The sequence below is a fragment of the Streptomyces sp. NPDC102467 genome, from assembly GCF_044765445.1.
In the GTDB taxonomy this organism is placed as follows: Bacteria; Actinomycetota; Actinomycetes; order Streptomycetales; family Streptomycetaceae; genus Streptomyces.
On record NZ_JBIWKA010000037.1, the window covers coordinates 1 to 19331 of the forward strand.

Annotated in this window: 17 protein-coding genes; 7 read left to right on the forward strand and 10 right to left on the reverse strand. The window is 70.3% G+C overall.

Annotated elements, in window-relative coordinates; all coding sequences use genetic code 11:
* Positions 1–98: 98 nt before the first annotated feature.
* The 4 genes from ACIREE_RS40930 to ACIREE_RS40945 form a co-directional block, all read right to left on the reverse strand.
* Positions 99–1223, reverse strand: coding sequence for an aromatic ring-hydroxylating dioxygenase subunit alpha (locus ACIREE_RS40930; RefSeq protein ID WP_404164428.1), 1125 nt, complete (start codon positions 1221–1223; stop codon positions 99–101).
* Between the two features lie 10 nt (positions 1224–1233).
* Entirely contained in the window at positions 1234–2391 is a 1158-nt protein-coding gene (gene solA, locus ACIREE_RS40935) for an N-methyl-L-tryptophan oxidase (RefSeq protein WP_404164430.1), read from the reverse strand.
* Positions 2392–2430: 39 nt separating this feature from the next.
* Complete coding sequence (locus ACIREE_RS40940; protein WP_404164432.1) at positions 2431–4905, reverse strand: FAD-dependent oxidoreductase; 2475 nt, start codon at positions 4903–4905, stop codon at positions 2431–2433.
* Between the two features lie 306 nt (positions 4906–5211).
* Complete coding sequence (locus ACIREE_RS40945; RefSeq protein WP_404164434.1) at positions 5212–5946, reverse strand: IclR family transcriptional regulator; 735 nt, start codon at positions 5944–5946, stop codon at positions 5212–5214.
* 370 nt (positions 5947–6316) lie between these two features.
* On the opposite strand from ACIREE_RS40945, the gene ACIREE_RS40950 reads away from it, so the two are divergent.
* Positions 6317–6643 carry a bifunctional 3-phenylpropionate/cinnamic acid dioxygenase ferredoxin subunit gene (locus tag ACIREE_RS40950; RefSeq protein WP_404164436.1) on the forward strand — a complete coding sequence of 109 codons (327 nt, stop codon included), beginning with the start codon at positions 6317–6319 and terminating at the stop codon, positions 6641–6643.
* Between the two features lie 31 nt (positions 6644–6674).
* Positions 6675–7910, forward strand: a complete 1236-nt coding sequence (locus ACIREE_RS40955; RefSeq protein WP_404164438.1) for an NAD(P)/FAD-dependent oxidoreductase — start codon at positions 6675–6677, stop codon at positions 7908–7910.
* Between the two features lie 95 nt (positions 7911–8005).
* Here ACIREE_RS40955 and ACIREE_RS40960 read toward each other — a convergent pair whose 3' ends face one another.
* On the reverse strand, positions 8006–8443 hold the full coding sequence (locus ACIREE_RS40960) for a hypothetical protein (protein WP_404164439.1): 438 nt from the start codon (positions 8441–8443) through the stop codon (positions 8006–8008).
* 415 nt (positions 8444–8858) lie between these two features.
* Here ACIREE_RS40960 and ACIREE_RS40965 point away from each other — a divergent pair, with 415 nt between their 5' ends.
* From ACIREE_RS40965 to ACIREE_RS40980, 4 genes are all read left to right on the forward strand, one after another.
* Positions 8859–11588 carry a nitrate- and nitrite sensing domain-containing protein gene (locus ACIREE_RS40965; RefSeq protein WP_404164441.1) on the forward strand — a complete coding sequence of 910 codons (2730 nt, stop codon included), beginning with the start codon at positions 8859–8861 and terminating at the stop codon, positions 11586–11588.
* On the forward strand, positions 11585–12022 hold the full coding sequence (locus tag ACIREE_RS40970; RefSeq protein ID WP_404164443.1) for a roadblock/LC7 domain-containing protein: 438 nt from the start codon (positions 11585–11587) through the stop codon (positions 12020–12022). The genes ACIREE_RS40965 and ACIREE_RS40970 overlap by 4 nt, the downstream gene beginning before the upstream one ends.
* A gap of 9 nt (positions 12023–12031) precedes the next feature.
* Positions 12032–12436 carry a DUF742 domain-containing protein gene (locus tag ACIREE_RS40975; RefSeq protein WP_404164444.1) on the forward strand — a complete coding sequence of 135 codons (405 nt, stop codon included), beginning with the start codon at positions 12032–12034 and terminating at the stop codon, positions 12434–12436.
* 74 nt (positions 12437–12510) lie between these two features.
* Positions 12511–13116, forward strand: a complete 606-nt coding sequence (locus ACIREE_RS40980) for a GTP-binding protein (protein ID WP_404164446.1) — start codon at positions 12511–12513, stop codon at positions 13114–13116.
* Positions 13117–13195: 79 nt separating this feature from the next.
* Here the strand turns inward: ACIREE_RS40980 and glpK are convergent, their stop codons facing one another.
* From glpK to ACIREE_RS41005, 5 genes are all read right to left on the reverse strand, one after another.
* A complete protein-coding gene (gene glpK / locus ACIREE_RS40985; protein ID WP_404164448.1) occupies positions 13196–14716 on the reverse strand; it encodes a glycerol kinase GlpK in 1521 nt (506 codons plus the stop codon).
* Between the two features lie 109 nt (positions 14717–14825).
* Positions 14826–15602: an MIP/aquaporin family protein gene (locus tag ACIREE_RS40990; protein ID WP_404164450.1), complete on the reverse strand. Its 777-nt coding sequence runs from the start codon at positions 15600–15602 to the stop codon at positions 14826–14828.
* A gap of 463 nt (positions 15603–16065) precedes the next feature.
* The gene (locus tag ACIREE_RS40995) at positions 16066–17256 is read right to left on the reverse strand and encodes a lipid-transfer protein (protein WP_404164452.1); all 1191 of its coding nucleotides are present in this window, start codon (positions 17254–17256) and stop codon (positions 16066–16068) included.
* Positions 17253–17729 carry a Zn-ribbon domain-containing OB-fold protein gene (locus ACIREE_RS41000; protein ID WP_404164454.1) on the reverse strand — a complete coding sequence of 159 codons (477 nt, stop codon included), beginning with the start codon at positions 17727–17729 and terminating at the stop codon, positions 17253–17255. The genes ACIREE_RS40995 and ACIREE_RS41000 overlap by 4 nt, the downstream gene beginning before the upstream one ends.
* Before the next feature lie 161 nt (positions 17730–17890).
* A complete protein-coding gene (locus ACIREE_RS41005; protein WP_404164456.1) occupies positions 17891–18709 on the reverse strand; it encodes a M15 family metallopeptidase in 819 nt (272 codons plus the stop codon).
* 72 nt (positions 18710–18781) lie between these two features.
* Between ACIREE_RS41005 and ACIREE_RS41010 the strand changes: the two genes are divergently transcribed.
* Entirely contained in the window at positions 18782–19318 is a 537-nt protein-coding gene (locus tag ACIREE_RS41010) for an NUDIX domain-containing protein (protein ID WP_404164458.1), read from the forward strand.
* The last annotated feature ends 13 nt before the right edge of the window (positions 19319–19331 follow it).

Genomic DNA, 19331 nt, shown 5'->3' on the forward strand with positions numbered 1-19331 from the left:
GAGACCCGATAATTCAGAAACGCTCGCAGACACCGGCACCACCCCCGGGAGCAGTACGCAGAAGCCTACGCCGAGCAGCTAAGACAACGGCATTGGATCTAGGCGGCGTCCAGTCGTCCCCTGAGCCACGCGTGGAAGATCCCGATGTGGTGCTCGGTGGGGACGAGGACGCCGCCGTCGCGGTACGCGCGTGACGCCATGGCGGGCTGGGTGCGTTCGCACGCCGCGAAGTCCTGGACGTTGACCCGGTGGAACAGCTGGACCGACCGCGACAGGTCGGCCCCGGACGCCACGACCTCGGGCGCGTAGAGCCAGTCGCACTCGACGACCGTGCGGTCCTCGGCCAGCGGGAACATGCGGTGCAGGATCACATGGTCGGGGACCAGGTTCACGAAGACCGTCGGCTTGACGGTGATGGCGTAATAGCGGCGGTCCTGTTCGAGCGGGACGTCGGGAAGCGTGCCGAAGCCCTCGCCGCCGTCGACGGTGAACCCCCGCACGCCGTCGCCGAACTCGGCGCCGTGCCCCACGTAGTACTGCGCCGCGTAGCCGCCCGCGAACTCCGGGAGGACATCGGTGAGTTCGGGGTGGATGGTGGCGCAGTGGTAGCACTCCATGAAGTTCTCGACGATCAGCTTCCAGTTGGCCCGGACGTCGTAGGTGACCCGCTTGCCGAGAGCGAGTTCTTCGGTGCCGTAGTGGTCGATCGCGGCCTTGTCGCCGAGCCGCTCGACGGCAGCGCCCACCACCGTGTCCTCGAACGACGGCGGCTCGTCCGCCAGACACACCCACGCGTACCCGAGCCACTCCCGCAGCGCGACCCCGACCAGGCTGTACGCGGAGCGGTCGACGTCCGGCATCCGCGTCAGGTCGGGCGCCGCGATCAGCTTCCCGTCGAGGCCGTACGTCCAGGCGTGGTACGGGCATTGGAGGGCGCGCCGGACCTCGCCCTGCTCGTCGGTGCACAGACGGGCGCCGCGGTGTCGGCAGACATTGAGGAAGGCGTTCAGGGCGCCCGTGCGGGAGCGGACGACCAGGACGCTCTCGCGGCCCACCTGGACCGTGCGGAACGCGCCCGGTTTGTCGAGGTCGGCGCAGCGGACGGCGCAGAACCACATGCGCTCGAAAACCCGCTCCTGCTCGGTGCGGAAGAGATCCGGGTCGGTGTAGTAGCGGCCCGGCAGCGTGGCCGCCAGGCTCGGCGGCAGGGGGAGCGTCGTCATGGCGGACTCCTCAGACAGCGGGCTCGGGGTGGAGCCGGCTCGGGTCGAACAGCTCGATGGGGTGCCCGGTGGCGCCGGTCAGCGCCAGATCGGCGAGGATCTCCCCGACGACCGGCACGAACTTGAAGCCGTGCCCGGAGAAGCCGCAGGCCACGGTCACCGACCCGGGGTGCGCGGGATGCCGGGCGATGACGAAGTGTTCATCGGGCGTGGTGGAGTACATGCAGGTCGCGGCTTTGAGGAAGGTGCCGGGCAGCGCCGGTACGGAGCGGGAGATGTGATCGGCCATGGCGCGGACCTCGTCGTCGTGGACGGTGCGGTCGATGGTCTCCGGAGTGCACACGACGCCCTTGCGGAAGAAGGCGACCTTGGCACCCAGGGCGGGGCCGTCGATGGCGGGAAAGCCGTAGACCTGCACGCCGGCCGCGTCCTCCCAGACGTAGATCGGATGGTTCTCGGGAAGGAAGGGCGCCACCCCCGTGCTGGGCTGGAACCAGTACATGACCTGCCGCTCGATGGTGAACGGCACGCCGAGATCGGTGAGCAGCCGCGGTGCCCAGGCTCCCGGACAGATCACCAACTGACCTGCTGTGTACGTGTTTTCGGCCGTGTGCACCCGCACGCCGTCCGCGTACGGCTCCCAGCGCGTCATCGGTTCCTCGAAATGCAGGTCGGCGCCGGCCCGCGTGGCGAGCTGGAGATGCGCGGCGACCGTGTTCTCCGGGCGCAGGAACCCGGCCTTCTCCTCGAACAGGGCGACCTCGTCGGCGCGCGGCGTCAGGGTCGGGAAGCGGCGCCGGATCTCCCGCGCGTCGAGCATCTCGTGCGGCAGGTCCCACTGCAGGGCCGAGCGCAACGAGCCCTCGACCGTACGGGAATCCGGGCGGCCGACCATGACGCCTCCGCACAGCGTGGCGATGGAGCGGCCGGTGGCCCGTTCCAGGTCCTCGTACAGCTCGTAGGAGCGCAGCAGCAGCGGAACGTACGCCGGGTCCTCGAAGTACGACTGGCGGGTGATCCGTGAACCACCGTGGCTGGAGCCGCGGTTGTGCACCGGGCCGAACTTCTCCAGGCCGAGCACGCGGGCGCCGCGCGCGGACAGATGGTGCGCGGCGGCGCTGCCCATGCCGCCGAGGCCGATCACGATCACGTCGTAGGTGGGGGACATGTCCCGGGCCTCCCAGGGGCGTTGCGGTCGTCAAGACGTTCACCGGCGGATGCGGGTCATCTTCGGATCGAACAGCGGCTCGTCGGCGACCGTCGCCGGGACCTTCTCGCCGAAGTACTCGATGTGCACGGCGGATCCGGCCGGCAGCGGCGGCAGCCAGGCGTACGCGACGCAGCGGCCGAGCGTGTAGCCGTACGCCGCGCTGGTGATGTAGCCGCGCGGGGCCCCGTCCAGGTGAACGGGCTCCTTTCCGAGGACCACGGCGGACGGGTCGTCGAGCAGCAGAGCCGTCAACCGCCGTTCAACGGGCGGGAGTTGTTCGAGCGCGGCGCGACCGAGGAAGTCGCCGCGGTCCATCCGCACGGCGAAGTCCAGCCCCGCCTCGTACGGGGTGTGCTCCTCCGTCATGTCGACGCCCCAGGCGCGGTACCCCTTCTCCAGGCGCAGACTGTTGAACGCCGACCGTCCGGCCGCGACGACGCCGTGCTCCTGTCCCGCCTCCCACAACGTGTCCCACAGGCGCAGGCCCAGGTCGGCCGTCGTGTACAGCTCCCAGCCGAGCTCACCCACGTAGCTCAGGCGCAGCGCCGTGACCGGGACGTGGCCGATGTACGTCTCCTTGGCGCGGAAGTAGCCGAAGCCCTCGTGCGAGAAGTCGTCGCGGGTCAGGGGCTGGACGAGGGCGCGCACGAGCGGGCCCCACACGCCGATGCAGCAGGTGCCGGAGGTGATGTCGCGGATCTGCACATCACCGGGGGCGTGCCGCTCCAACCACACTTGATCGGCGGGAGAGTTAGCGCCTACCTGGAAGCGTTCGGCGGCGAGCCGGGCCACGGTCAGGTCCGAGCGGACGCCGCCCTTCTCGTCGAGAAGCAGGGTGTACGTCACCGCGCCCGGCTTCTTCGCCACATTGTTGGTCGTCATGCGCTGCAAAAACGCGAGAGCCCCGGGGCCGGTGACCTCCAGGCGGCGCAACGGGGTCATGTCGTACAGGGCGACCCGCTCGCGGGTGACCCGCGCCTCGGCGGCGACGACGGGCGACCAATGACGGGCCGACCAAGGATCGCGCTCCTTCGTCTTCTCGGCCTCGCCGGACTCTTGGACGAGCGGGGCATTGGCCTCGTACCAGTGCGGACGTTCCCAGCCACCACCCTCCAGGAAATACGCGCCGAGCTCCTGCTGACGGGCGTGGAACGGGCTGACGCGCAGTGGGCGCGGCCGGTCCATCGGCTGCAGCGGGTGGATGACGTCGTACACCTCGACGAACTGCTGCGCTCCGCGCTCGCGCACGTACGCGGGCGAACGCTGTACGTCCTCGAACCGGTGCAGATCGCATTCGTGCAGGTCGGTCGAGGCGTACCCGTCGACCATCCACTCCGCGACCGCCCTCGCGACCCCCGCCGAATGCGTCACCCACACCGCCTCCGCGAGCCAGAAGCCGCGCAGCGCCCGGGACTCGCCCAGCACCGGCATGCCGTCGGGGGTGAAGGAGAAGACGCCGTTGAAGCCCTCCTCGATGTCCGTGTTCCGCAGGGCGGGCAGCAGCGTCCGACACGCCTCCCAACTGGGCGCCCAGTCCTCCTCGGTGAAGGGGAGCGACGACGGCATGTCCAGGGCTCGGGCGCGCGCCTCGTCGTAGGGAAGTACCGCGAACGGGTCGACGGGCAGCGGCCGGTGGGCGTAGCTGCCGATGCCGATGCGGTCGGTGTGCTCACGGAAGTACAGGTCGCGGTCCTGGAAGCGGAGGATCGGCTTCGAGGCCCCGGTACGCGGATCGTTCGCCCCGGCGAGCTCCGGCAGCGGCTTCGTCCGCGCGTACTGGTGGGCGAGCGGCAGCAGCGGGACGTCGACGCCCGCCATCCGGCCGATCACCGGGCCCCAGAAACCGGCCGCGGACACGACATGGGTCGCGGCGAACGTGGCGCGGTCGGTGACGACACCGGTGACGCGGCCGTCCGCCTGCTCGATGCCGGTGACGGTGTGGCGGTCGAGGAAACGGGCGCCGCGTTCCTGTGCGCGCCGCATCTGGGCGCGGGCGGCGGGCAGGGCTCGGGCCAGTCCGTCGTCGGGCGTGTGGAAGCCGCCGAGAAGCATCGATTCGTCGACAAGAGGCCAGAGTTCCTTGCAGCGTGCGGGGGAGACCAGCTCGCCACGCACGCCCCAGGAGGCGGCCCAGCCCGCCTTGCGGTGCAGGTCGGCCCAGCGCTCGGGGGTGGCCGCCAGTTCCAGGCCGCCGACCGGCTCGAAGCAGGGCGAGCCATCCACTTCGAGGGCGGAGAACTTCTCGACCGTGTAGCGGGCAAAGGCGGTCATGGTCTTGGACGGGCCGGTCTGGAAGACGAGCCCGGGCGCGTGCGAGGTCGAGCCGCCGGGCGCGGGAAGCGGACCCTGATCGAGGACGGTCACGTCGTGCAGGCCGCGGGCGGTGAGCTCCTCGGCGAGCGAGCAGCCGACGATACCGGCGCCGATGACGACGACCTTCGGGGAGGCGGTGGTTTCGGGTGCGCTGGACATGTCCCTCCTAAAGAAGTGACCTGTTCAGGACGTACTGCTCAGGACGACTGCTCGGGATGTACTGAGCAGGACGTACTGCTACTCGGGACGTACGCGGCTGGGTTCGACGCGGATGGTTTCGGCGCGGCCGGTCTCCGCGCGCCCGAACAGGCGCGGAAGCAGCCGCTGATCGCATCCTCCCCTGTTGCGTATCGCAGGATCCGTTGCGCGATGAGAGACGATGGGAGCCATAGTGGGAATGTCACCGAGGCGTCGTCAAGAGGCAGTCGCCGTCCGGCAGGGTGTCGCCCTTCGCCGTGGGCGCCCTCAGAGACCGTGACCCATCCGGCGTGAGAGTTCGGCGGCCGCCGCGACCGTGCGCTTGGCGAGCGCCGGAAGGCTCTCCTCGGTCAGCCGGTAGACCGGTCCGGACACGCTGATCGCCCCGATGACCTTGCCGTCGTGGGACCGGGCGGGCGCGGCCACCGCGGCGAGCCCTAGCTCCAACTCCTCGACGGCGACGGCGAATCCCTGCTCCTCCACCGACTCCAGCTCGGCCCGCAGCGCGCTCGTACCAGTGATCGTGTGCTCCGTGAAACGCGGCAGCGTGCGCGCCAGTAGCCCCTCGCGCATCACCTGCGACTGGTACGCGAACAGCACCTTGCCGCTGGACGTGGCGTGCAGCGGCGTGCGCCGGCCGAGCCAGTTCTGCGCGGTCACGGAGGCGGCGCCGCGCGCCTGCATGATGTTGACCGCCATGTCCTCGTCGAGCACCGCGATGTTCACCGTCTCGCCCAGCTCGTCCGCGAGTTCACGGCAGACGGGCCCGCCCTCCTGCGAGATGTCCAGGCGCACCGCCGCCGCCCCCGCGAGCCGCAGCATCCCCGCCGCCAGGTAGTACTTGCCACGCTCCTTGGCCTGCCCGACCAGGCCCCGGTTCTCCAACACGCCGAGCAGCCGGAACGCGGTGGACTTGTGCACGCCCAACTCGTCGGCGATCTCGGTGACTCCGGCCTCGCCGTGCCGGGCGAGGCTCTCCAGGACGCTCACGGCGCGATCCACGGACTGGACGGCGCCGGCCGCGCCCCTGGGCGGCTTTTCCGCGCCTGACGCGCCTGACGCGCCTGACGCGCCTGACGCGCCTGACGCGCCTGACGCGCCTGACGCGCCTGACGCGCCTGACGCGCCTGACGCGCCCGACGTGTCCGTCGCGCCCGACGCGTTCGACGGATCGGGTGTACCCGGCTCGACCTGCGGTTGCTTGCGTGGCATAGCTCAACTCTCGTGACGTGGCGCCCCGTTGCCGGGACGCATCTTCGAGAAGCCCTTGACGCGGTGGGCACCCGACTCGGATTCTGTTGCGCAGTGCGCTTCCTCGTGCGCGATGTGAAACAGCATGTTACCGAAGAGTCCTGGATCAAGAGGGGGGCCCGTGATACCCGTCTGCCGCCTTGAAGACCTCCCCATGGGCGAGTCCGTCCGCATCGACACCGTCCCACCCATCGCGGTGTTCCATGCGGAAGGGGAGCTGTTCGCCGTCGACGACACCTGTACCCACCAGGAGGCCTCGCTGTCCGAAGGCTGGCTGGAGGGCTGTCAGGTTGAATGCCCGCTCCACGAGGCTTCATTCGATCTCCGCACCGGGCAGCCGACCTGTCTGCCGGCCCGCCGCCCCGTACGCACCCACCGGGTGACTGTCGACGGCGGTGTGATCCACGTCCACCCCGCCTCCGCGACCTCGGCGGACAGTGCGGCGTAGCCCCCGTCAGCTCAGAGAAGGGCACTGCCTCATGAGGACCGTGACCGTGGTCGGCGCCTCCCTCGCCGGGCTGTACGCGGCGCGCGAACTGCGCGCCCAGGGCTTCGACGGACATCTGGTGATCGTGGGAGAGGAACCGCACCCGCCCTACGACCGGCCCCCGCTGTCCAAGGACTTCCTCACCGGCCGGGTCGGCGAGGAGAGCCCCGCCCTGTACGACGTCGAGGAGACCCGAGAACTTGACGCCGAGTGGCTGCTCGGTGTTCGTGCGCGCGGGCTCGACACCCGGAACCGCACCGTGCTCCTGGAGGACGGCCGGGCCGTGCGTGGCGACGGCGTCGTCATCGCCACCGGCGCACGCGCCCGCCGACTGCCGGGCCCGCACCTCATGGGCGTGCACACCCTGCGCACCCTCGACGACGCCCGTGACCTACGCGCCGACTTGCTGCGCGGCCCTCAGCGGGTCGTCGTCATCGGAGGCGGATTCATCGGCGCCGAGACCGCCTCGTCCTGCGTCGCGCTCGGCCACGATGTCACCGTCGTCGAGGCCGCGCCCTTGCCCCTGCTGCCCCAGCTCGGCCACGAACTGGCGGCCGTATGCGCGGAGTTGCAGCGCCGAGGTGGAGCGCGGCTGCTCACCGGGGTGGGCGTGGCGAATCTGCTCGGCACACCGCGCACCGACAGCGACGCGCCCGGCTCGGGTCATCCCCGCGTGACGGGCGTGGCCCTCGCCGACGGCCGGACGCTCCCCGCCGACATTGTGGTCGTCGGCATCGGCGCCGTACCGAACACGGGCTGGCTGTCCGGCTCGGCGACAGCCGTGCGCGACGGAGTGCTCTGCGACGACGGCTGCGTCACCGCGCTGCCCCAGATCGTGGCCGTCGGGGACGTGGCCCGCGTCGGCGGCTCCCGCGCCGAGCACTGGACCAGCGCCACGGCCCAACCCCGGGTGGCAGTACGCAACTTGCTGGCGGGCCGCACTGTGGAACGTGCCGACCCGCTGCCCTACTTCTGGTCGGACCAGTACGGCTCCCGCATCCAGTTCGCCGGCCGACGCCGCGAGGGTGACCGCGTGCGCATCGTGGAGGGCTTGCCCCAGGACGGCCGCTTTCTCGCATGCTACGAACGCGACGGGGCCACCACGGCCGTCCTCGCCCTCGACATGCCCCGCCCCTTCACCAAGATCCGCCGCGAACTGGCTCGCGCCGAGGCACCGGTTCCGGCCCTCTCCCCGCTTCCCGCCCTGGGAGCGGTGGGCGGGAGCTGAACGCGGGGTCAGGCAAGCGCCTCAACTCCGATCCGCTCCGATCCGCCGTACGAGGCTCGGCTCTGCGTCCCGCGTAGGTGGCTCAACTCCGCACCTCACGTATGCGTCAACTGCCCCGCCCCGCCGCGCCTCCGTATGTTCTCCGGCGCCCGCCGCGCCGCCCGGCGGGCCCTGCGCCGTTCCTTGCGCAGTCGGCGAGCCGTGCTGGAGGGCACCGAGACGACGCCGTGCCGCTGGTTCCACACCTGGCGCGTCACCCAGACGTCGAGCACGCCCCATGTCGCCACCACCGTGCTGGCCACACTGCTGAGCACCATGGGGAACGCCAGCCACGAATCGGCGAGCGTGCACAAGAAAGCGATCATCGCCTGGATCAACGTGAGCGCGCTGATCAGGACGGCCCGCACCGCCGCTGTCCGAACCGGATCGGGCATTCGCCGCCGCTTCGCCGGCTCCTCGACCCACAACTCCCGCTGCTCCGCCACAACTGTCACCACACCACTCCCCGCCGCTCCGGGCCCGATGCCCCACACCGGCCTGCACAGTTACTGCCCGGTTTGCTCTGCTTCAGGCCACCTGACGGTGTCCTCCCCGTACCCCATCCACATCTTGCGAAGCAATCTGTGCATGCGAAGCGTTCGATGAAGAAGACGAACAAGAGCCCGGGAAGATTCCCGAATTCGGGCAACTGCCTTGATCGACAGCCCCAGAACGAAGATTTCAAGCCAACTGCCGCCCCACGTCGTCCCATTTTGATCGCCGGTTCGGGCCGGATTCCCGGGATGCAATCTCCCGTAATGCCCGGACAACTCAGGACGACCGCGCGGACGGTGGACCGAACAGCATCCGGACAGGCCTTCGAGTTACTCCTGTGTCAGTAGTAGGCTCGCGCCGTTTGTTGATGCACATGTGTGCCCCTGACCACACGGGGCCGATCTGGGGGAGGCCATGCGCTTTCGCGGGAAGTCCATCCGCCGGAAGATCGTGGCGTTGCTGCTGGTGCCGCTCCTGTCGCTGACAGCGATCTGGGCGTTCGCCTCGGTGATCACGGGGCGCGCCGCCATGCAGCTGTTCTCTGCGGGCAGAAGCGCCGACGCGATCGGCTATCCGCTCGTCGACATCGGCCGCGCCCTGCAGGAGGAACGCCGGCAGACCCTCGTCTATCTCGCCGACCCCCGTGCCTCGGACGCCCAGTCCGCCCTGCGGACCCGACGCTCCGCCTCCGACGAGCAGATGTCCCGGATCAGGGAGAAGGCCGCAGACGCAGGCCTGCGCGACGACCTGAACGGTGACGCGCGCGGCGTACTGGACGCCGCCGTCGAGGGCTTCGAAGGCATCGAGTCACTGCGCAGGAACGTCGACGAAGGAACCGTCACCCGAGCCCAGGCCCTGACCTTCTACACCCGCCTGATCGAGCCGACGTACGACTTCCTCCTCGACCTCACGGCTCTCGACGACTCCACGGTGGAACGCCAGGGCCGCGCCGTCGCCGGCATCATCGAGGCCCGCGAACTGCTCTCCAGAGAAGACGCGTTGCTCGGCTCCGGCCTCGTCGCCGGCCGCCTCGACAAGGAAGAGCTGCGGCAGATCTCCGACCTCGTGGCCCAGCGCACCCTCCTGTACGACTCGAACCTCGCGCTGCTGCCCGCCGACGAACGTGCCCGCTTCCAGCGCTACTTGCGCAGCCCCGACACCAATCCGCTGCGCACCGCCGAGAACGCCGTCGTGAACGGGGCGCCCGGCACGCCGAAGGGCGTCACCGCCGACAGCTGGGACAAGGCCGCCGGGCAGGTCCTCGTCGAACTCGCCGACCGCGACACCGCGGCCGCCGAGCGCTACCAGGACCGGGCCCGTCCGGTCGCCGTCCAGGTGTTCCTCCGGGCCGGGGTCGCCGGCGTACTCGGCCTGCTCGCCCTGCTCGTCTCCCTGTTCATGTCGGTCCGCATCGGACGCGGCCTCGTCCGCGACCTGCGCCGGCTGCGCCTGGAGGCACACGAGGCCTCGGGCGTCCGGCTGCCCGGCGTCATGCGCCGCCTCGCCGCGGGCGAAGAGGTCGACGTGGAGACCGAGGCCCCGCGCCTCGAATACGACAAGAACGAGATCGGGCAGGTCGGCCAGGCCCTCAACACGCTGCAGCGCTCCGCCGTCGAAGCAGCCGTGAAACAGTCCGAGTTGCGCCGCGGTGTCTCCGAGGTGTTCGTCAACCTCGCCCGCCGCAGCCAGGTACTCCTCCACAAGCAGCTGACCCTGCTCGACGCGATGGAACGCAGGACGGACGACACCGACGAACTCGCCGACCTGTTCCGCCTGGACCACCTGACGACCCGTATGCGCCGCCACGCGGAGGGCCTGGTGATCCTCTCCGGGTCCGCCCCGTCCCGGCAGTGGCGCAAGCCCGTACAGCTCATGGACATCGTGCGGGCCTCCGTCGCCGAGGTCGAGGACTACGAGCGCATCGAGGTGCGCCGCCTCCCGCGGATCGCGGTGACAGGGCCCGCCGTCGCGGACCTCACCCACCTCGTGGCCGAACTCCTGGAGAACGCCACGGTGTTCTCGCCGCCGCACACCGCCGTCCAGGTCCTCGGCGAGCGCGTCGCCAACGGCTTCACGCTGGAGATCCACGACCGCGGCCTCGGCATGTCCGCCGACGGACTCCTCGACGCCAACCTGCGGCTCGCCGAGACCTCCGAGTTCGAGCTGTCCGACACCGACCGGCTCGGCCTCTTCGTCGTCAGCCGCCTCGCGCAGCGCCAGAACGTCCGCGTCTCCCTGCAACCGTCCCCGTACGGCGGCACCACCGCGGTCGTCTTCATGCCGGACGCGCTGCTCACGGACGCCCCCGACACCGAAGGCGCCGGGTTCCGCCTCGACCGGCCCGACGCGGCACGGCTCGTGACCCCGGCCGGGCTCGGCACGTCCGACGGCCTGCCCGGCCTGCCCGCCTCCGTGCTGGACGGCCCGATCGAGCTGGAAGCGCCGCTGACCACGTCCGACATGACCCCCTTCCCGGGCGCCCTGGGCGACGAGGACAGCGAACGCGGCGCTCTGTTCCGCCCCCGCCGCCCCGTAGCGGGGAGCTCCGGCGAGCAGCACCAGCAGGCCGACGAGCCCGCCACCAGTGGCCACGGCGGGGAGCGCGCCGGGACGCCGGACGGCCTCGTGCCGCTGCCGCGTCGCCGCGCCCCCAAACTCGTCAGCTCGCACGGCCGACCCGTCACGCGCATCGCCCGCCCCGCCGCGCTCGACCGCGGCGGAGCCGGGGAACCGGGGGAGCGGCACGACCGCGGCAGCGGCGACGGGCTCCGCGACACCCCGTTGACGCCCCTGACCGACCTGCCCCGCCGGCGCGCCAGGGCGGCCGCCCCCAGCGAGGCCGCGCCGAGCGAGCCCGATCAGCCGGGCGCCACCGCAGGGGGCCTGCCCAAACGGGTACGACAGGCCAACCTGGCCCCGCAGTTGAAGGACGGGCCCGACCTGCGCGGTGACCGCGCGACGGCCCGCGACGAACCAGTCTCCGAACCGCCCGCCGACCGGGACGCCGACGAGGTACGCAGCCGGATGGCCTCGCTCCAGCGTGGCTGGCAGCGCGGCCGCGAGGAGAACGCCGAGATCGCCGGGAGCGCTGACAGCGCCGACGGCACAGCACAGGGAACGACTTCTGAGGGGGACGGTCGATGACCGCACCGAAGGCCACCGCGCACACCACGAACGGTGGGTCGGGGCAGCTCAACTGGCTCCTCGACGACCTGGTCGAACGTGTCGCCAGCATCCACAAGGCGCTCGTCCTCTCCGGGGACGGGCTGCCGACGGGGGTCTCCAAGGACCTCAGCCGGGAGGACAGCGAACATCTCGCCGCCGTCGCCTCCGGCTTCCACAGCCTCGCCAAGGGCGTCGGGCGGCACTTCGAGGCGGGGAGCGTCCGGCAGACCGTCGTCGAACTCGACGACGCCTTCCTGTTCGTCACCGCGGCCGGTGACGGCAGCTGTCTCGCGGTCCTGTCCGACGCGGACTCCGATGTCGGCCTCGTCGCCTACGAGATGACCCTGCTGGTCAAGCGGGTGGGCGCACATCTGGGCACGGCTCCGCGCGCGGATCAGCCTGCTGGGGGGTAGTGGGACGGCATGAGCGCAGACGGTGAGGGGACGCAGGAGACGCACCACTGGTTCGACGACGAGGCCGGACCCGTAGTGCGTCCGTATGCGATGACACGTGGCCGTACCACCAGTGCGGCCCAGCACCGCCTCGACCTGATCGCGGTCGTCGTCGCGGAGACCCGTGACGACGACCCCGTGGCCGACCAGACCCTGTCGCCGGAGCACGTCGACATCGTCGGGCTGTGCCAGGACGCCCCGCAGTCGGTCGCCGAACTCGCCGCCGAACTCGACCTGCCCGTAGGCGTGGTCCGCGTCCTCATAGGCGATCTCGTCGACGACGAACTGGTCCACGTGACCCGCCCCGTGCCGCCCGCGGAACTGCCCGACGAGAGCATTCTGCGCGACGTCATCGACGGCCTCAGAGCCCTCTGACAGGACCTTGCACCACAAAAAACGGGGCCCTTGCACAGCACCCAGCGACATCAGTGAGGCAGGAGAGACAACCCATGATCTTCGGGCGTTCCGAGCGTAGCAAGGGCCCCGTCGAGCCCGTCACGCTCAAGATCCTGGTGGCCGGCGGCTTCGGCGTGGGCAAGACCACGCTGGTCGGCGCGGTCAGCGAGATCAGGCCCCTGCGTACGGAGGAGTTACTGAGCGAGGCGGGCCGGCCCGTCGACGACATCCAAGGCGTCGAGGGCAAGCACACCACCACGGTGGCCATGGACTTCGGCCGGATCACGGTCCGCAAGGACCTGGTCCTGTACCTGTTCGGCACCCCGGGCCAGGACCGTTTCTGGTTCCTGTGGGACGAGCTCGCCACCGGAGCCCTCGGCGCCGTCGTCCTCGCGGACACCCGCCGCCTGGAGGACTGCTTCGCCGCCGTCGACTACTTCGAGCGGCGCTCCATCCCGTTCGTGATCGGCGTCAACTGCTTCGAGGGAGCTTCCCGTTACCCCGCCGACTCGGTGCGGCAGGCGCTCGACCTGGACGCGGGCGTCCCCGTCGTCCTGTGCGACGCGCGGGAGAAGGACTCCGTGAAGAACGTCCTCATCGACGTGGTCGAGCACGCCGCGGCGGCGGCAGCCCGGCGCCGGCAGCCCGTGGTGACCTGAACACATACAGAGCCTCCTCGCGCGCGTAGAGATGCCTTACGCCACTACGCGCGCGAGGGTGCTGGTCCGCTCGGGGGACTTACACCCCTTCCTCTTGGTGCCAGCCGAAGCTCTTCTCGACCGCCTTGCGCCAGTTCTGGTACTCACGGTCCCGGACCTGTGCGTCCATCGACGGCGACCACTCGGCGTCCCGCTGCCAGTGGGCCTTCAGCTCGTCCAGGTCGTTCCATACGCCCGTCGCGAGCCCCGCGGCGTACGCGGCGCCCAGGCACGTCGTCTCGGAGATCCTGGGCCGGATGACGGGCACCCCGAGGACGTCCGCCTGGTGCTGCATCAGGAGGTTGTTCTTCGTCATGCCGCCGTCGACCTTCAGCGTCGTGATCTGCACCCCGGAGTCCTGGTACATGGCGTCGACGACCTCACGGGTCTGCCAGCTCGTCGCCTCCAGGACGGCACGGGCCAGATGCCCCTTGGTGACGTACCGGGTCAGACCCGTGACGACGCCGCGCGCGTCGGAACGCCAGTACGGGGCGAACAGGCCGGAGAACGCCGGCACGATGTACGCCCCGCCGTTGTCGTCGACGCTTCCCGCCAGCGTCTCGATCTCGTCGGCGGTCTTGATGATGCCGAGCTGATCACGGAACCACTGCACCAGGGCGCCGGTGATCGCGATCGCTCCCTCGAGGCAGTACACGGGCGCCTCGGAGCCGATCTTGTACCCCATGGTGGTGAGCAGCCCGTTCTTCGAAGGCACCGGCCGGTCACCGGTGTTGAGCAGCAGGAAGCTGCCCGTCCCGTACGTGTTCTTCGCCGTGCCCGTGTCGTAACAGGCCTGCCCGAAAATGGCCGCCTGCTGGTCGCCCAGCGCGGAGGCGACGGGCACCCCGGAGAGCTGGCCCACCGCCGTGCCGTACACCTCGGCGGACGAACGGATCTCCGGGAGGACCGCCTCGGGGACGTTCATCGCCGACAGGATCGAGGGATCCCACTGGAGGGTCTCCAGGTTCATCAGCATGGTGCGCCCGGCGTTGGTGACGTCCGTGACGTGGACGCCTCCGTCGGTGCCGCCGGTCAGGTTCCAGATCAGCCACGAGTCGATCGTGCCGAAGGCGATCTCGCCCCGCTCGGCGCGCGCCCGAAGGCCCGGCACGTTGTCGAGCAGCCATGCGGCCTTCGGCCCGGAGAAGTAGCTGGCCAGCGGCAGTCCTGTCCGGTCGCGGAACCGGTCCTGCCCGTCCGGGCCGCCCAACTCCTTGCACAGCGCCGAGGTCCGCGTGTCCTGCCACACGATCGCGTTGTGCACCGGTTTTCCGGTCGCGCGGTCCCACAGGACCGTCGTCTCCCGCTGGTTGGTGATGCCGAGCGCGCTGAGTTGATCGGCATGCAGGCTTGCCTTGGCGAGCGCACCGGCGACCACGGCCTGGACCTTGGACCAGATCTCGGAGGCGTCGTGCTCCACCCAGCCCGGCTTCGGGAAGATCTGGCGATGCTCGCGCTGGTCGACGGCGACGATCTCGCCGGCGTGGTTGAAGATGATGCAACGGCTGGAGGTGGTGCCCTGGTCGATGGCGGCGACGTACTTCACGGAGTTGTCGGGCATGGCTACCCCTTCGTGAGGAGACGGTCGTTCGGAAGAGAGCTGTCGATGGTGCTTCGGAAGCCGCGCTTCACAAGCCGCGCTTCACAAGCCGCGCTTCGCAAGCGGCGCTTCAGAACGCTGCGTTGTAGATGACGCCCGCCAGCGCGCCGCCGATGAGCGGTCCGACGACCGGAATGAGGGCGTAACCCCAGTCGGAGGTGCCCTTGTTCGGAATCGGCAGGAACTGGTGCACGATGCGCGGCCCCAGGTCACGGGCCGGGTTGATCGCGTAGCCCGTGGGCCCGCCGAGCGACAGACCGATGCCGACCACGACCAGGGCCACGACGAGCACCTGCGTGCCCGACGTGCCGAGGCCCTTGGTCAGACCGAAGGCGAGGACGGGCAGGACCAGGCCGATCGTCGCGATGATCTCCGTGATCAGGTTCGCGACCGGGTTCCGGATCTCCGGGATCGTCGAGAAGATCCCCAGCGTCGGTGTCGGACCGTCCTCGTCCGCTCCGGCCGCCGCGCCTTCCACACCCTCGGCGCTCTTCGCGCCCGCGCTCACGTTGGCGTTGAACTGGGCGAGGTAGACCAGGTACGCGAGGACGGCGCCCAGCATCGCCCCGACCATCTGGCCGCACAGATAGACCCAGACCTTGTCCCATTTGCCGGTGTCGACGGCGATGCCGATGGTGACGGCGGGGTTGAGGTGGCCGCCCGAGAGCGGCGCGGCCGTGTACGCCCCGGCGAGGACTCCGAAGCCCCAGCCGAACGCGATGACGATCCACCCGGAGGCCCTCGCCTTGGAGTATCTGAGGGTGACGGCGGCGCAGACGCCCGCGCCGAAAAGGATCAGAATGGCGGTGCCGATGACCTCACCGACGAAAATGTCTCCATTGCTCATGGCGGCTCCTAGGCCCTCGCCCGGGGCCCTCGCCCCGGTCCTCCGTGCAGGGTGCGTATCCCATGGCTGGTTCTGGCGACTTCAGCCGGCGGCAGGGGTGTCCCGCACCCCGCCCGGCCTCCGTGACGAGCGTGCCCGCACAGCCGCCGATCGTGGGGGGAGCGACCCGACCTGCCACAACGCGGCAGGAAGCGTCCCAGGGCAGACAACGGACCCGGGTGGCGGCGGGCCGGCATGCGGCGATGCCGACTGACACCCGGAAGTGTTCACCGGCCGTACTGGAGCGTCAAGGTCGCGGACCGCAACGGTTAACCGGCGGCAAGCCATCCTCTAAGTGCCCCTGCTGGCACGGGAGTTGGGCCGCCACTACGAAGCATGCGGTACGTGCCCGTACGCCGAGGGGCCGGTACGGCACGTACCGATACGGCACGCACCAGTACAGCGCCTGCCGGTGCCATCTGGTTCAGCGAACGGCGACGACCGACGAGCCGTGCCCGAACAGCCCCTGATTGGCGGTGATCCCGACCCGGGCCCCCGCCACCTGCCGGGCGCCCGCTGTGCCCCGCAACTGCCATGTCAGCTCGCAGACCTGGGCGATCGCCTGCGCCGGAACCGCCTCACCGAAGGAGGCCAGCCCGCCGCTGGCGTTCACCGGTATGCGGCCGCCGAGCCCGGTCGCGCCGTCCCGGAGCAGCTTGGCCCCCTCGCCCTCGCCGCACAGACCGAGGTCCTCGTACCACTGCAGCTCCAAAGCGGTGGACAGGTCGTAGACCTCCGCGAGTGACAGGTCCTCCGGCCCGATTCCGGCCTCCTCGTAGGCGGCACGGGCGATCGAGGCCCGGAAGACCGGCCCCTCCGGCTCGACGCCCGCGGCCGAGTCCGTGGCGATGTCGGGAAGGTCGAGCACGGTGTTCGGATAGGTCGGCGTCACCGTGGAGACGGCTCGGATGCGCACCGGCTCCGAGGCCCCGTGCCGGCGCGCGAACTCCATGCTGGACAGCACCAGCGCCGCACCTCCGTCCGACGTCGCACAGATGTCGAGCAGGCGCAGGGGATCCGCCACGACGGCGGATCCCGCGACCTCCTCGGCCGACACCGCCCCGCGGTACCGCGCGTTCGGATTGAGCGCCCCGAATGCCGCGTTCTTCACCTTGACCTGGGCGAAGTCCTCCAAGGTGTCACCGTGCAGGGCCATGCGGCGGCGTGCGTAGAGGCCGAAATATGTCGGGTTCGTCGCCCCCAGCACCCGGAAGCGCAGCCAGTCCGGATCGTCGGGCCGCTCCCCGCCCGCGGGGCGGAAGAAGCCCTTGGGCGCGGCATCCGCCCCCACCACGAGCACGACATCGGCCAGCCCCGCAAGGATCTGGGCCCGCGCCGTGTTGACCGCCTGCGCGCCCGAAGCACACGCCGCGTACACGCTCGCGACCCGGGCCCCCTGCCAGCCGAGCGCCTTCGCGAACGTCGCCCCCGCCACATGGCCCGGATAGCCACCGCGCACCGTGCTCGCGCCGACCACGGAACCCACGTCCCGCCAGTCCATGCCCGCGTCGACGAGCGCGGCCCGCGCCGCGGCCGTCCCGTACTCGACGAAGCTGCGCCCCCACTTGCCCCAGGGGTGCATGCCCGCACCGAGCACCGCCACGTCCCCCGTCATGCCGTCACCCCTGTCGGCCGCCAGTGCCATGTCGTCCAGGTCGTGCCGGTCTCGTCGTCCCCGTCCTCATTCAGCACCCCCGGTACTGCTTCCACCTCCATGCCGACCTCCAGGTCGGTCACGGACATCCCGGGAACCCCCTGGCCGAGCACCACGAGTCGCTCTGCCGCAAGCTCCACAGCGATCAACGTGTAAGGCTGCCAGGGAAGTTCCCGATCCGAGACATACGGCTCCGGCGGCCGGTAACGGGCATCGGTGTACGACCAGACCCGTCCGCGCCGCGACAGCGGCACCTCGACCAGGTCACCGCCCGCGCAGCCGGGATTGCGGCACGACGCGTCCTCACGCGGGAAGAACACCGACGCGCACGCCGAGCAGCGTGTCCCCAGCAGACGGAAGCCGTCGCCTTCCCCGACTTCCCCGGCTTCTCCGGTGAACCAATCGGACACGACAGGTGTACGCGCACGCGCCACAGTTCCTCCCCGGCAGCAGATCTGACGGAACGTCAGAAGTGTGGCATGGGCAACCCGATGACGTCAGGGGTCCCGCAGAACCGTGTGCGCTTCCTGTGCGTCCGTGTAATCGGTGAGGGCACGACCGGGACCCACGGGGGTGGCCCCGGCCGTGCCCCTCGTCACCGGCCCGTGAGCGACCGCCGGGAGATCGGGAAGTCGAAGTAGGTGTCGGGGAAGAGCTCGGGCTTGTACGTGAAGTGCCACCACTCCTCGGGCAGGTTGACGAACCCCTGCCCCGAGAGCGCGCCCCGCAGCAGATCCCGGTTGGTCCGCTGCGCGCCCTGGATACGCGGATCATCGGTGTGCGCGAGCGTATCGAAGCAGTCGAAACCGGTGCCCATGTCCACGGAGTTGTCGGGGAACCGGTCCTTCTTGGGCCCGTAACAGGCCGTGAGCCGCTCCCCGGGCACGTAGGGGCGCGTCGGCAGGGCCGGCAGCTTCACCAGGGTGAGGTCGACCGTGGAGCCGCGACTGTGCCCCGACTTCTCCGCGATGTAACCGTCCGCGAACAAGCGCGTCTTGTCGACCTGCGGATAGAACTCCGCCTTCATCTTCTGGTCGTCGAGATCCTTGGCCCACCGCACGAAGTGGTCCACGGCCCGCTGCGGCCGATAACAGTCGTACACCTTCAGGGAGTAGCCCCGCTTCAGAAGCGTGAGCTGCGCTTTGTGGAGGGCCTTCGCGGTGGGTCTCGTGACGATGCACATCGGCTTCTTGTAGCCGTCGACCGGCGCGCCCACGAAGTCGTGCTCCGTGTAGTAGCGCATCTCCTGAATGATCGTCGGGTCGACGTCATGGAGCGCGACGAAGTCCTTGGGCGCCTTGGGGGCCTTGGTGTCGGACGCCGCATGAGCGGTCGAAGGGGCGGCGACGGCGCCGAGCAGCGCGGCGGCCGTGATGGTGGCGAGCTTGCGTAGAGCGGTGGCGGTTCGCGTCATGGCTCCTGGATCTATCAGGAGACCACCCCTCCGGGGAAGCCCGTGCACGGGTGATCGGATACAGTCCGCGCCGTGTCCGCATCAACCCACCCCACGGTCAACCCCGTCCCGGATTCCCACTGTTCAAGCTGCGGGGCCGCCTACGGGATCGAAACGCACGGCTGGCCTCGTACCTGCCCCGCCTGTGACTCCGTCGCCTACCGCAACCCCCTGCCCGTCGCGATCGCCCTGCAGCCCGTGTACGACACGGACGGCACGGCTCTCGTCGTGATCACTCGCACCATCGCGCCCGCGCGCGGGGAGCCCGCCCTGCCCGGCGGATTCATCGACGACCGGGAGGACTGGCGGCAGGCCGTTGTCCGCGAGCTCAGGGAGGAGACAGGCATCGACGCCGCTGTCCGCGACGTGCGCCTCGTGGCCGCCTTGAGCGCCCCGGACGGCCACCTCCTGCTGTTCGGCGCGCTGCCCGAGCGCCCGGTCGCACAGCTGCCCGTCAGTGCCCCGACGGGCGAGACGGACGGCTGGCACCTCCTGCGCCGCCCGGCCGAACTGGCCTTCCCGCTGCACACATTGGCCGTCAAGGCATGGTTCGAGGGACGCTACACGTGACCCCGTGACCGAT

What these genes read in the sequence shown, in the direction of transcription:
- ACIREE_RS40930 (WP_404164428.1), bottom strand. Translation starts at nt 1,223, where the DNA reads ATGACGACGCTCCCCCTGCCGCCGAGCCTGGCGGCCACGCTGCCGGGC.
- solA (WP_404164430.1), bottom strand. Translation starts at nt 2,391, where the DNA reads ATGTCCCCCACCTACGACGTGATCGTGATCGGCCTCGGCGGCATGGGC.
- ACIREE_RS40940 (WP_404164432.1), bottom strand. Translation starts at nt 4,905, where the DNA reads ATGTCCAGCGCACCCGAAACCACCGCCTCCCCGAAGGTCGTCGTCATC.
- ACIREE_RS40955 (WP_404164438.1), top strand. Translation starts at nt 6,675, where the DNA reads ATGAGGACCGTGACCGTGGTCGGCGCCTCCCTCGCCGGGCTGTACGCG.
- ACIREE_RS40965 (WP_404164441.1), top strand. Translation starts at nt 8,859, where the DNA reads ATGCGCTTTCGCGGGAAGTCCATCCGCCGGAAGATCGTGGCGTTGCTG.
- ACIREE_RS40970 (WP_404164443.1), top strand. Translation starts at nt 11,585, where the DNA reads ATGACCGCACCGAAGGCCACCGCGCACACCACGAACGGTGGGTCGGGG.
- ACIREE_RS40975 (WP_404164444.1), top strand. Translation starts at nt 12,032, where the DNA reads ATGAGCGCAGACGGTGAGGGGACGCAGGAGACGCACCACTGGTTCGAC.
- ACIREE_RS40980 (WP_404164446.1), top strand. Translation starts at nt 12,511, where the DNA reads ATGATCTTCGGGCGTTCCGAGCGTAGCAAGGGCCCCGTCGAGCCCGTC.
- glpK (WP_404164448.1), bottom strand. Translation starts at nt 14,716, where the DNA reads ATGCCCGACAACTCCGTGAAGTACGTCGCCGCCATCGACCAGGGCACC.
- ACIREE_RS40990 (WP_404164450.1), bottom strand. Translation starts at nt 15,602, where the DNA reads ATGAGCAATGGAGACATTTTCGTCGGTGAGGTCATCGGCACCGCCATT.
- ACIREE_RS40995 (WP_404164452.1), bottom strand. Translation starts at nt 17,256, where the DNA reads ATGACGGGGGACGTGGCGGTGCTCGGTGCGGGCATGCACCCCTGGGGC.
- ACIREE_RS41005 (WP_404164456.1), bottom strand. Translation starts at nt 18,709, where the DNA reads ATGACGCGAACCGCCACCGCTCTACGCAAGCTCGCCACCATCACGGCC.